A 12,868-nucleotide genomic window follows, 5' to 3' on the forward strand; every position below is an offset into this window, starting at 1 on the left:
AGAGTGGTAAAAAACCAACACAAATGGGTATTTTTCCTTTTATTTGGGGTCGTATTGGCGATCGTACTGGTATTAGGGTATCAACAAAATCAGCCTGGATTTGTGAAAGCCGAAACAGATCAACGCCCTACATTAATCCTGGTTACTTCATCGGACTATCCTCCTTTTAATTATCGAGACACAGCCACAGGAAGCGATGAAATTATTGGTTTTAATATCGATCTTGCGAAGATGATTACCACTCGTCTCGGCTATGAGATTGAAATTCTCGATACAGACTTTAATGGGATCATTCCCGCCTTGCAGTCCCGTCGGGCTGATTTTTCGATCGCTAGTATGGTTCCAACTGAAGAACGACAGAAAAATGTAGACTTTTCTGATTTGTACTACGAAACCAAAAGCACAATCGTTTCTCGAAAGGGAAGTAATCTCAAAACCGACGCAGATTTGAATGGCAAAAAAGTGGGAGTTGCTTTAGCTTCTGTCCAAGAAAAAAGAGCTAAAAAAATTCCGGGTGTGAGGCTTGAAACCCGCGCAAAAATCAGCGATCTAATCGAAGAAATCAAGATCGGACGCCTAGATGCTACCTTATTGGAAAGTACAGTTGCGCCCGGATTTGTCGCTCAAAATCCTCAGTTAGAATACCATATTATTCCTAATCTTGAACCCTTGGGATATGCGATCGCTTTTCCAAAAGGTTCGCCACTCCCTAAGCGCTTTAACGTTGTTTTGAATCAAATGAAACAAAGAGGAGAAATAGATCAATTAGCTAAAAAATGGCTCAATCAACCACCGCCCAAGCCCAAGATCAATTCGACCCCTGGGATTTTTTCCTTTGCTAAAATTGTTCCCAGTCTCCCTTTTATTCTTAAAGGGATTGGAGTCACATTACAGTTTACCGCCCTATCAGCAATATTGGGATTGATTTGGGGAATCCTGCTGGCTCTATTTAAGATTTCTGAGATTAAACCCCTAATTTGGTTTTCCCGAATCTATACTTCGGTCTTTCGAGGGACTCCAATGCTGCTACAAATTGCGATCGTTTATTATGCCACACCCCAGTTAACAGGATATAATATCTCTCCCTTCTTCGCTGGAGTTGCAACTTTTACCCTCAATTCCGGTGCTTACATCTCAGAGACTATTCGTGCTGGGATTTTATCTGTAGATATTGGACAACGGGAAGCAGCTTTATCTTTGGGAATTCTTTACCCCCAGATGATGGTAGATATTATTTTCCCCCAAGCTTTAAAGAACATTTTGCCCGCCCTGGTTAACCAGGCGATCGCATTACTGAAAAGTTCAGCTTTGGTCTCTACCATTGGTGTTACCGATCTGTTTCGTCGCGCTCAGATTGTTGGGGCTGAAAAATATCTTTACTTTGAACCGCTTCTATTTGCTGGGGCGATTTATTATTTCATGGTGATGATTTTAACCTGGATTGGTCACATTTTAGAAAAGCGACTTCAACGAAGTAGCTAAAACAGCTAGAAACTGCGATCATTGAAGATTCCCCACCGAGCGAGTTTTTTGTCATTCCTGTTCAACTATCAATTCTGGACGGAATTCGCGCCAAGGGGTTGCTTGTTCGTAAGCATTTCCCACGGCCAAAACCGTCGCTTCATCAAAGGGTTTACCGATAATTTGCATCGACAACGGCAAACCCTTCTGATTAAACCCACAACAAACGGCTAGTGCTGGCAAACCTGTAACACTAAATGGCATTAACGGGTCGGAACTAATCGCCTCATCCAATTGGCGCGTTTTAACAATAGGCGGTGCTGCCCGAAATTCTGTTGCTGTTACCAAGACATCCACATTTTTTAGGGCTTGTTCCACCTCAAAACACAGTTCCCGGCGACGACGGACAGCTTGCAAATAATCAGCAGCACTGATAAAAGCTCCCATAAGCAAAAGACCGCGTAACCCTTCCCCGTACAAATGGGGTCGCTGTCGTAAGTCCTGTTCATGCAGGGTAAATGCCTCAGAGAGCATAATAATTTGACAGCAGGCGATAAATTCTGCCAAAGGAGGCAATTCCACTTCTACCAATTGCGCGCCCAACTCCCCCAGGGTCATATAAGCTTGATCGAGGGCTGCACAAACTTCGGGATCTGCTCGTCCGTCGCGATCATAGAAATGACGAACAATCCCGATCCGACGATGCTCTAACCCGGCTTCTAACTGGGCTGTGAAGTCAGGAACAGCAACGGCGGCGCTGGCCGGATCGTTGGCATCGTAACCGGCAATCGCTTGAAGCAGCAAGGCATTATCCCGCACAGTCCAGGTCATCGGGCCAGCATGGTCGAGGGAAGGAGACTGGGGAATCATTCCCGCACAACTGACGCGGCCGTAGGTGGGTTTGAATCCGACTAAACCGCAGAAAGCAGAAGGTTCTCGGATCGAGCCACTGGTATCGCTTCCCAAGGCTGCCATACACAATCCGGCTGCTACCCCAGCGCCTGAACCCGTACTGGAATCTCCGGTGACATGATCCAAATTCCAAGGATTTCGGGCTGGTGGATAGTATAAATCGAAGGAAGGGCCTCCTCCGGCAAATTCTTTTGTCGCTAATTTTCCCAGCAAAATCGCTCCCGCTTGGTATAAACGACGGACAACGGTGGCATCCTGGGTAGGAATTCGATCTTGCAGAAGTCGTGATTGGGCAGTGGTGGGAATTCCAGCCGTATCGAACACGTCCTTAACTCCAACGGGAATCCCATGCAGCGCTCCCCGATAGTTCCCTTGAGAAATCTCTGTTTCAGCCTGCATCGCGGCGGCTAGCGCCCGTTCAGGGGTAACGAGGAGAAAAGCGTGAAGTGTGTCGTTAAGTCTGTCAATTCGGTCTAAAAAAGCACGGGTTAATTCAACAGGAGAGAGTTCCTGAGTGGCAATGAGGCAAGCCGCTTCGGAGAGGCTTAAATGGTACAACTCGGTCATGGTTGGAGATCTGAATGTACCTGAAATTGATGGGCGAATGGGCTACTGTAGTCGCGGGGTTTGCGGATGAGCGTTTTCATCTGTTCTAACTTGAGATAGATGCGACACAGTGGCTCGATTTCTTCGGGCTTGAGTACGATGCCGACCCGTTCGGCGAGGCATTGCAAGGTTTCGGATGAGACGGGGGAATGGGGTGGGTTCACAGTGGAGGAAAGGTTGTATTATTTTGGCAAGATTGATTCCCTTGGCACAATCGCGCCATTTATAGTTGGGAATTCTCGATTTTTCTTTATTGTAGAACGACTTATGACCATTTACTTTTTTAAAGAAACCGACCCGATATATGGGTGCTTTTCCAACTTCTCAGATTACGGGTTTGAATTAGATGGTGTCTGGTGGCCGACATCCGAACATTACTTTCAAGCCCAAAAGTTTGCCGGAACTCACCACGTCGAAGCCATCAGACAAGCACCAACCCCAACCGAGGCAACCCAAATGGGACGCGATCGCAATCGCCCTCTCCGTTCGGATTGGGAAGAGGTCAAAGATTCAATTATGCACCGTGCAACCTTAGCTAAATTTAAAGCTCATGAGGATATTCGCCAAATCCTTTTAGGCACAGGAGACGAGCAAATTGTGGAACAGGCGACGCATGAAGAATATTGGGGTTCTGGTAAGGATGGCGACGGGCTAAACCGCATGGGAGAAATTTTGATGGCTGTGCGGCAAGAGTTACGTCATTCGTGAAAAGCTCAGATTAATCGCGATCAACTTTCTCTGAAGGAAAAGGGTGAGTGTTTGTTGTTTTCTAGAACGGTATGGACTATTTTAATAGACTTCCGATTTAACGGTTAACTTGAGGGCGGGATTTTCCTCGATCCTGAAGTCTTGGCAAACCTTTTGAGCAATCTTTTCTCCGGCAAGCTGATGTCCTACAGCATTCCAATGTCCCCCGCAGGGAATGGCGTTATCGTGTCCGTGTAAGCACACCTGATTTTCTTCCGCATAAGCTTGAAAATCGGGGGCTAAGTTGAGAACGCTAAATCCTTCGAGATCGCCCAATGCGTTAATCCGTTTTTCTGGATACAATAAATCCTTGGCCCCTAAAATTTCCATAGCTTTTTGGCGCAAAGCTGAATTCGGATGTACTTGCAGATCGTTGGTTAAGGTGAGGGCTAAAAAATCGGCACCTTTAGCAAGGACTTCTTGATCAATCATCCGGATCAGTTCCTCGGTGACTTGCCATGCCTCTTGCCAACGAGGGTCAGTGGGTTCTCGATAAATTTCGTCTTCTACCATCAGTTTTAGATTCTGGAGTGCCTCAGTTCTAGGTTCTGCCCAGGTTTGCATCAGCGTTTGCTTGAGACGGCTCATGACTTGCAGCAATCGAGAGTGAGATTTAAGCTCGGCATAGGCTTTGTACGACCAGGACTTTTGAGCGCGATATTCTTCCGTTTCCAAAAATGATCGATCAAGAACTAGCTTGCCATCCTCAAAGACAAAATAAGGCTTGCCCGGTTTGTGAGTATTGTACAAAAGATTGTTCAAGACCAGGGTATTATTGGCAATATCGTTACTTGTAAAAATTGCCAAAATGACCAAATCGGGGTCGTAATCCCCAACTTTTTGGCGCAGGGTAATCAGTTCCTGATCGGTTCCATAACCTGCAATTCCAAACTTCAGAACTTCAACCTGCTTCCCACCCATAGCATCGCATCCATTGAGCGATCGCTCTAAAATTGAAGCAAAGGCTTTTTCTGGAGGGACTTCGCGAGCGGCTACAAAAGAATCGCCCAGCAGTGCTATTCGGAATGTATTGTCGGGTTTGACTTTAGTATGTTCGCGATCAAGGAAACCTTCACGATTAATGGTGACGTAAGATTCACCTTCAAAGCGATACCATCCAGAATCACCCGGTTTATACGTCCACCCTCTTTCGTCATCAACAATTCGGTACAGCTTATACTCAATCCCTGCTATTCGCAAGCCGATTTCGGGGATCGCCACACCGATGAAAAGTCCGCCAAGAATTAACACACCAATTAAAGCAAACCTGACGAATCTTTTAAATGGTGTCATCGAATTTGCCTCACTTCAAAATCGGCTGTTTAAAATATTGTATAAATAAAGGGAGCTAAGATAGAGGTTTGAGCTAATACAATTAGCCCACCTACAAGAAATAAAGTTAAAACCAACGGAATCAGAAAATATTTTTGATTTTCGTTGATTAGCGTCCATAGGTCTTTAATCGTTTCAAACATTAGAAAGGTTTCTCCATTCGGTTGATATCTTTAGTTTTACTCAAGAGTCGATAGGTTTCTAGGTTAGGATCGATCGTCATGCGTAATGGATCTTGATGGAAAATGCCTCGAATTACCCAACCCATAGGTATGACAACAACAAAGAAAATAATTCCCAAAATGATCCGGGTGTTGATCCAACCTAAGACCGATCCGAATTTCATCCAAATCATGTAAATTGGATTCAAAAAGGTCGGTTTGGCTAATGCCAGCAACCCCAGAAAAGCTGACCCGATCCAAGGCCATAGCGGTAAAGGCTGTTGGTGATGCCAGGGCAAAAACCACCCGACTACAATGGACAAAACGAGACCCATGAGGAGTCCAAATTCACGGAGACTTTTTTCATCCAATTGCTCATTATTATCCATACCCTCGCTCTCAATGCGTTTCCCCAAATCTTCTCACAAGTGAGTCTCTTTGCTGCAAATCCGCAAATTTATTTAACATTTTAACCGATCGGATTGTCCAAGTTTTGAATAGATTTTTGAAAAGAGTATAGAAGGCGAGCTTCTGCCGTTATCACATTTCGGTTGATCGGCTTTTTGGCAAAATTTTCTATCGGAGCCGGGAAACCAAACTTAAATCCAACGGGAACGGTATTTTTTAAAGAAAAGTCGGCTAAATACCCAAAACGCTCTTCACCTCTATTTCACCTTCAATAAAATCTAATTCGGGGTTGTTGAAATCAAAGCCTTGGGGGTTAACGTAAGTGCCAAATAGGCGATCAAAAAAGGTAAAAATACTTCCCATATTTTTACCTTCTGGATGATAATGATGAATTCGATGGTAGCGAGGTGTGACTAATACCCATTCAATCACACTCATCCAGGCTCTGGGTTTCACATTTAAGTGAACCCAATTATCATGAATTCCCGCGTGAATCACAGACAAAATCATGATTTCTGGTGGAATTTCTAATAAAAGAAACCATAAAGGTGCAAATCGGTATAAAAGCCAACAAGTCAAGCTCGTTCTTTTTCCCGAAAGCCACCACACGTGCCGGATGGAATGATGCCACCGATGAGCGGGCCAAAGAAATGAGCTAGCGTGCATAGCCCAATGCATGAGGTAAAAGCTAAAGTCTCGCAAAATATAAGCAACAATCAACCTGATCCACAACGGTAAAGATAAGATTGTCGTCCAAATTGGGGACTCTAAAATTGAGGGTGAAACAATGAGTTTGACTACTGGCAAAGACGCATAAGCCACAATTAGCATTGAAGCTAAGGACAAGATTGCCGCTATCAAGTCTTTCAGAAATTGAGAGCGATATTCAATGCGTTGTATCGGATCTTTGATCTCCCAAATCGACAGCAACGCTCCAGAGACAAAAATGGTGGACAACCCAATGATTAACTCCATTCCTATACCCCTAAATTTTTGTTTTGATTTCCTTTCGAGGTTGATGCAAACACGAGTGTACCATAGTCTTGAGTCATTCATCGTTTGTACTCTACTCTGGGTCGTGGTATATGATTCGCCTTATCTCCAGATGCCAATTAAGCCTTAAACTTTTGATGAATCCCCAACTGTACCAAGGTGCTGCGGAATATTACGCTCGACATCGAACTAAATATCCCAGTTCTTTATTTGAAAAACTCGATCAACTCTTCAAATTAAATGGTCGAGGACGCCTGCTAGATTTAGGATGTGGGCCAGGAATAATCGCCATTCCGATGAGTGATCGATTTGAAGAAGTGGTCGCGATCGACCCCGATCCGGAAATGGTTAAGGTTTGCCAACAAGAAGCTCAATCCTGTGGCATTCATAATATCCTTAGCTTGCAGAAAAAAGCTGAAGACATTGACACGACTTGGGGACAATTTAAACTGGCTACCATTGGTAGAGCGTTTCACTGGATGGATCGAGAAGCGGTTTTACAGCGCAGTTATGATCGACTTTCCACAGATGGGGGAATTGCTATTATTTCCACAGATGAAGACCCCTGGAGAAGCGATCTTCCTTTGGAAAAAGCAACGATCAAAGTTGTGAAAAAATGGCTGGGAGAATCTCGAAAAACAGGAACACAGGGACTACCCGATATCCCTCATGAAGATCTTGTAGAGCGCTCTAGTTTTCCAGACTATGCTGTATACAAACTCAAATTCGAGCAATTGTGGACAATTCCCAACTATATTGGCTACTTGTATTCAACGGCATTTTGTTTGCAAAGCTTTCTGCAAAATAACATTGAAAATTTTGAACGAGAGTTAACCGAAACGTTACTCAAAATCGAACCTTCAGGACAATTCAATCAAACCATTACGATCTCCCTAATTGTGGCGGGAAAAACCCACGGAATGTTCGATTCATCTCGATCAACCTAAGTTTAAATCGAGATCGTCTTGATCCTATTTTTGGATAAAGCTAGACTCCTGAAGATCTAAAAAAATCATGCAAAGTAAAATAGAACTAGAGAAATCAACTATTAATCTTCAGCGAGATCTATTTCCGTTACTCGTCTTGTTTTTGGGGATAGTTGCAATCTCTCTAACCCCTTTATTTCTTAAAGTTTCGGTTCGAGAAATTAGTGTTACCTCAACCTTATTCAATCGGTTATGGATTGCGAGTATCGTCCTGTTCTTTCTAAATTCAATCTCTCAATTTATCCAGCGCAAATCCTCTCAAGAAGATTTGCCACACCTCAAAATGAGTCAGCCTTATAGCGGGACAAATCTCTTGCTTTTGGTTGCAATGGTCGTGTGTCATTTACTCGGTAGATTTTTGTGGACTCTTTCTCTGACGAAAACGAGTATCGCGAGTGCCACGATCTTGACTTGTTTTTCCCCCGTTTTTACAGCTTTGGGAGGATGGTTGTTTCTCAATCAAAAATTTGATCGCCGATTCATCGTCGGATTAACCATTGCCTTGATTGGAGGGATGACTTTAGGGATAGATGACTTTTTGGCATCGAGTCAAAGTAATTTCATTGGCGATCTCACTGCAATAATCTCTTGTATCTTTTTTGCTGCCAGTCTTTTGATTTTAGATAAAATTCGGAAAAGTCTTTCATCGCTCGACATTCTTTTGGTGCGATGCGCGATCTCCACATTACTGATTAGCCCTTTTGTCTTTTTCCTAGAAGATCCGATTTTTCCAATTTCTGTATGGGGATGGCTGTCTGTCATTTGTATGGCTGTAGTTTGTGAAGCTTTTGGTCATGGGGTTATGGTCTATAGCGTGGAGAAATTTTCTTCGAGTTTTGTCTCGATCTTTTTTCTCCTAGAACCTGCCTTGACAATGGTGTTTTCTTGGCTGATTTTGGCAGATCCGTTAAGTCTATTTAACGTGTTGGCTTTAGGAATTGTCTCTCAAGGTTTGTATGTAGCTAAAACGGGGAAGGGTGCGGAACAGAAAATGTAAAAATCTAAATTTTAGAAATCCCTTGTAAGTGGTGTCTAACATTAACATTATTTACTTAATGCAGTATTTACTTACTGTTTTATCTCTATATTGCAGTAGATTTTACTGAATCAGAATTTTATTGACTGCAAACTGTAATAAAATACTTAATTAATGCAGTAAGTAAGTAAACCAGTAAGGAAGGGGGCTGGTATTGTCAGGGTCTAGGACAATGGGGCTGTTTTAAACCTGACCAACCTCGACATGATGGCAAATCTAAGGTCATCAAATATGAACATCCCCCAAAAGTCCCCACCAGTATCTTTCAACTCTCGGTATCTTGGAATATTGGTCTAAAGATTGCTCTCAAACATGGCTATGGCCAAGAATATTCACAACGTCTACAACATCATTTACAGCTTCCCTTCAATATTTCCCCGGCGCATTTACTCAACGGATACGATAGTTTATTAGATTCCTTACTGTCTGAGGAAGATATCGGGTTTTGGGATTGGGTACTACAGAATAATATCCCCATTACGATTTGTGAAGGGGCGAAGAAAGCTGGTGCTTTATTAACTGCTGGTTATGTGGCCATTGGTTTACCTGGTATCACCGGGGGGGTACGAGTTGAACGAGATAGTAATAGGGTGAAAATCAATAGTTTCCTGCTTCCTGAATTGGAACGGTTTGCAACGAATGGCCGACCATTCTATATTTGTTTTGACCATGACCGGAAGCGGACTACCCAAATTGCAGTTAATCGAGAAATCTCCAAACTGGGTCAGAGTTTGAAATCCTTGAAGTGTCCCGCTTGGATAATTACTTTACCTGGCCCCGATAAAGGTGTTGATGATTTTATTGTCCATCATGGTGAACATCAATTTGATGAATTATTTACTCAAGCAACGGATTTAGAGTATTGGAACTATCAGAAAGAATATTCTATTACTTATCCTGTAACTAAACTTAATAGTCGGTATTTAAACCTGAACTTCCCAGAACAGGGATTAGTTTGTATTAAATCAGGAAAAGGAACCGGAAAAACTGAGAATCTCATTAAGTTGATTCAAGAATCAATGGGCATTGGTCGGAAAGTTCTAGTAATTAGCCACCGGATTCAATTAGGGCGTTCTATTTGTAAGAGATTAGGGTTAGTTTGGGTCGAAGACCAGAAGGAAAATCCCTACGATTCTATCTTTGGTTTTGGTTTATGTATTGATAGTTTACATCCCCTAAGTCAAGCTAAATTTAATCCCTCGGAATGGGAGGATGCTATTATTATTTTAGACGAAGTTGAACAAATTATCTGGCATTTACTCAATAGTTCAACCTGTACAGATAAACGAGCCATTTTATGCCGAATGTTCATGGAATTAATGCAGACGGTTTTGGGTTCTGATGGTTTAGTTGTTGCTCAAGATGCGGATTTATCTGATTATGCTATTGATTATTTAATTGATTGTGCTGGGGGGAACATTATCCCTCAAGTTTATGTTAATGAATATAAACATAATCAACAACGGAAAATTATTGTTTATAATCAATCAAATCCGTCCCATCTAATCACTAAACTCTATGAATCCGTAGGGAAAGCTCCGATTCTAATGGTTTTAGATAGTCAGAAGGTTAAAGGGAAGTTTTCTTGTATTAATATTGAAAGTCAATTACGAGAGTCTTTTCCTGAGTTGAAGATTTTGCGGATTGATTCGGAAACTGTTGCTGATGAAACCCATGAAGCTTTTGGCTGTATGGAAGATATCAATAATCATATTAAAGATTATGATGTTGTTATTACTTCTCCCACGATTGGTACGGGAGTTAGTATTGATTTAGTTAATCATTTTCAAGCGATATTTGGGATTTTCCAAGGGGCAATTAATGTTAAAGATGCTTGTCAATTTTTGGCAAGGGTTCGAGATTTGAATGTTCCTTGTCATGTTTGGGCGGCGAACTATGGTTGTGGTCAAATTGGTAATCGCCAGACTGATTGGAAACCCTTATTGGCAACTCAAAATAAGGTTTTTAAACGCAATCTCCAGATTCTGCAAGAAATTGATTTAGAGTTATCTATAGATTTTGATGAGCAACTGACTCCTAAACATACTAAATTCTGGGCTAAGTTTGCTGCACGGGTTAATGCAGGTCAATGGAAATTTAAAAATACTTTAGTCAGGGAATTAGAAGCGGAAGGACATATTATTGAATTGTCTGAATTTGAGAAAACTTCTTTAGAATGTGAGCGTTTATTAGGTGAAGTTTTAGACCCCTTAGCTGAGGTTCCTGAGTTCACTGAACAATTAAAAGGAACGGTTCAAAAACTCCATCATTTAGAACAAACTGCCAAAAATCACTTAGAGAAAGCGACGGAAACCAGGGATAAGAACCAATATAGTTATGCTAAGTTTATTGCGGCTCAATTCTTGGTTTCTCGAAATCAATATGAGGAACTAAAAAGTAAACGGAAGAAAACCCAAGATGAGTTAGCCCAACAGCGTCATTATGAGATTTCTTATCGTTATGGGGTGGAAGTCTCGCCGGAGTTGGTGTTGAGGGATATGGCGGGGGATTATCCTAAGTTGCGGTTACATTATTATTTACTGCATCCTGAGTTTGTTCATCAACGGGATAAACACCATTTACAGAAACAGTTGGAGGCAGGGGAAGGAAAAGTTTGTTTGCAGGATATTAAGTTATTGTCGGCACAAGTCCAGGTGTTGCAACTATTAGGAGTTGAACATTTACTTAACCCTGATGCGGAGTTTACCTTGGAGTCGGAGGAAATTCTGGAGTTTGCGGATAAGGTGATTACCTACAGTCGAGATATGAGGGATTATCTGGGGATTAGTCCCGATAGTAAAGCTTCTCCTATCCGTATTGTTCAGGATGTGTTGAGGAATAAAATTGGTCTACCTCTCAAATGCGTGCGCCAAATTAAGTTACCCGATGGGACAAGGCAACGAGTTTATGCTTTTGATTGTCCCACCTGGCGTTATTCTATCTTTGACCATTGGTTAGAACGGGATTTACTCAGGGAACAGGAGGGAACACCGCAGTCTATAAATAATATAGAAGTTGTTGTGAGTGATGTTCCCGAATCAGAAAGTGCACCTCCGGCCGGAGAATCGGAATTGCTGAAACGGTTTTGGACACAATTCTGGAATCTGTTCACTTGTACCGATTGGAAACCCCGACTCAGGAAGCTATTGAAGATTCCCCAAGCTTTGCAATGGGTGGCGGAGGAATTGCAAACTCAGCCTATTCTGGAGGATATTTTCAGGACTCTTGAGGGTTTCTTTCCTACCGATGAGGCCCTAAATTAATCCTGAACATTCTCCAATGCTTCATCTAATAGGAGTCTGACGATTTCCGCTTTGGTTCGTCCTGTCCTGGCCGCCAACATTGATAATTTTCGATGGGTGGATTCGGGTAAATCGACGGTGAAGCGTTTTGTCCCTTCTTTGGGTTGAACTTGTAATCTGTCCATAAATGTTGTTTCTGGTTGGGGAATGGGTTGGGGTTCGGAAATTTCAATCGGTTTGGGAGTTACCGCCGGTGTTGAATTTTCTCCATAGACAAATTCTTGGGCTAAAGCATCACTCAAGGGTTTACGGGTTTGTTTTTTATTGTTCATACTCCCTCTGGCAATTGTTTGAGGATGGCTTTAAATAATCGGTCATATTCGATAGCAGCTTCACTGGCGGCTTGTCCTGGTAAGTCCCAAACAGTTAGTGATTGACCGGAAGTATCGGCGATGGCTTGTTTTTGGTGAATGATGGGTTTTAAAAATTTAGCATCGGGGATTTGAGATAAAAGGGCGATCGCCTCCTGTTTGAGTTTGGTATTCTTCACCGCCCGACTTAGGAAAACTAAACCTTTGGGCAATCCCCCCCGCACAGACTGAGCCTGTTTGAGTAATCGCATGGCATCGCTGGCAGACCGTAAATCAACACCCGTCGGTTGCACCGGAATTACGGCTAAATCACATCGGAATAAAATAGCTCTGGTTTCTTCGGAAAGACTCGCCGGGCCGTCAATAACTAGGTAATCGTAATCTTTGATTAACTCTGGAATCTTTTCTAGGATGTCATCTGGGGATTGAATCACCTGACAAGCAAGTTCAATCCCCATCCCGGCTACCCATTGGGAACTTGACCGTTGAGCATCGGCATCTACCAGCAACACCCGATAGTTCTGTTTGAACTGAAGCCAATAGGCTAAATGCACTGACGAGGTAGATTTCCCCGCCCCCCCCTTCTGATTGATTAAGGCAATTATTCCCATAC

At 42.7% G+C, this 12,868-nt stretch carries 12 protein-coding genes; 5 read left to right on the forward strand and 7 right to left on the reverse strand.

Annotation, left to right across the window (positions count from 1 at the left end; genetic code table 11):
• Nucleotides 1-3: 3 nt before the first annotated feature.
• On the forward strand, nucleotides 4-1,482 hold the full coding sequence (locus AC559H_RS24670; protein ID WP_026796198.1) for an ABC transporter substrate-binding protein/permease: 1,479 nt from the start codon (nucleotides 4-6) through the stop codon (nucleotides 1,480-1,482).
• A gap of 51 nt (nucleotides 1,483-1,533) precedes the next feature.
• On the opposite strand, the gene AC559H_RS24675 is transcribed toward AC559H_RS24670, so the two are convergent.
• Nucleotides 1,534-2,940: an amidase gene (locus AC559H_RS24675; protein ID WP_026796199.1), complete on the reverse strand. Its 1,407-nt coding sequence runs from the start codon at nucleotides 2,938-2,940 to the stop codon at nucleotides 1,534-1,536.
• Nucleotides 2,941-3,246: 306 nt separating this feature from the next.
• Here AC559H_RS24675 and ybiA point away from each other — a divergent pair, with 306 nt between their 5' ends.
• Nucleotides 3,247-3,687: a riboflavin biosynthesis intermediates N-glycosidase gene (gene ybiA / locus AC559H_RS24680; RefSeq protein WP_026796200.1), complete on the forward strand. Its 441-nt coding sequence runs from the start codon at nucleotides 3,247-3,249 to the stop codon at nucleotides 3,685-3,687.
• An 81-nt stretch (nucleotides 3,688-3,768) separates the two neighbouring features.
• Here ybiA and AC559H_RS24685 read toward each other — a convergent pair whose 3' ends face one another.
• From AC559H_RS24685 to AC559H_RS24700, 4 genes are all read right to left on the reverse strand, one after another.
• The gene (locus AC559H_RS24685; protein WP_043938321.1) at nucleotides 3,769-5,019 is read right to left on the reverse strand and encodes an SGNH/GDSL hydrolase family protein; all 1,251 of its coding nucleotides are present in this window, start codon (nucleotides 5,017-5,019) and stop codon (nucleotides 3,769-3,771) included.
• A gap of 29 nt (nucleotides 5,020-5,048) precedes the next feature.
• Complete coding sequence (locus tag AC559H_RS24690; protein WP_235753311.1) at nucleotides 5,049-5,201, reverse strand: DUF5989 family protein; 153 nt, start codon at nucleotides 5,199-5,201, stop codon at nucleotides 5,049-5,051.
• Entirely contained in the window at nucleotides 5,201-5,608 is a 408-nt protein-coding gene (locus tag AC559H_RS24695; RefSeq protein ID WP_026789238.1) for an SxtJ family membrane protein, read from the reverse strand. Before AC559H_RS24695 ends, AC559H_RS24690 begins: the two co-directional genes overlap by 1 nt.
• 250 nt (nucleotides 5,609-5,858) lie before the next feature.
• Nucleotides 5,859-6,683, reverse strand: a complete 825-nt coding sequence (locus AC559H_RS24700; RefSeq protein ID WP_081694841.1) for a sterol desaturase family protein — start codon at nucleotides 6,681-6,683, stop codon at nucleotides 5,859-5,861.
• A gap of 74 nt (nucleotides 6,684-6,757) precedes the next feature.
• On the opposite strand from AC559H_RS24700, the gene AC559H_RS24705 reads away from it, so the two are divergent.
• From AC559H_RS24705 to AC559H_RS24715, 3 genes are all read left to right on the forward strand, one after another.
• A complete protein-coding gene (locus AC559H_RS24705; RefSeq protein ID WP_036834064.1) occupies nucleotides 6,758-7,567 on the forward strand; it encodes a class I SAM-dependent methyltransferase in 810 nt (269 codons plus the stop codon).
• A gap of 67 nt (nucleotides 7,568-7,634) precedes the next feature.
• On the forward strand, nucleotides 7,635-8,603 hold the full coding sequence (locus AC559H_RS24710) for a DMT family transporter (RefSeq protein WP_036834066.1): 969 nt from the start codon (nucleotides 7,635-7,637) through the stop codon (nucleotides 8,601-8,603).
• 476 nt (nucleotides 8,604-9,079) lie between these two features.
• Nucleotides 9,080-11,905 carry a plasmid replication protein, CyRepA1 family gene (locus AC559H_RS24715; RefSeq protein ID WP_272944318.1) on the forward strand — a complete coding sequence of 942 codons (2,826 nt, stop codon included), beginning with the start codon at nucleotides 9,080-9,082 and terminating at the stop codon, nucleotides 11,903-11,905.
• Here AC559H_RS24715 and AC559H_RS24720 read toward each other — a convergent pair.
• Together AC559H_RS24720 and AC559H_RS24725 are read right to left on the reverse strand one after the other, a co-directional pair.
• Nucleotides 11,902-12,216, reverse strand: a complete 315-nt coding sequence (locus tag AC559H_RS24720; protein ID WP_026796185.1) for a ribbon-helix-helix domain-containing protein — start codon at nucleotides 12,214-12,216, stop codon at nucleotides 11,902-11,904. The genes AC559H_RS24715 and AC559H_RS24720 overlap by 4 nt on opposite strands.
• The coding region (locus AC559H_RS24725; protein WP_026796184.1) for an AAA family ATPase at nucleotides 12,213-12,868 on the reverse strand (656 nt) is incomplete at its 5' end. The genes AC559H_RS24725 and AC559H_RS24720, both read right to left, overlap by 4 nt.

Source organism: Planktothrix prolifica NIVA-CYA 540 (assembly GCF_963864145.1).
Taxonomy (GTDB): Bacteria; Cyanobacteriota; Cyanobacteriia; order Cyanobacteriales; family Microcoleaceae; genus Planktothrix; species Planktothrix agardhii.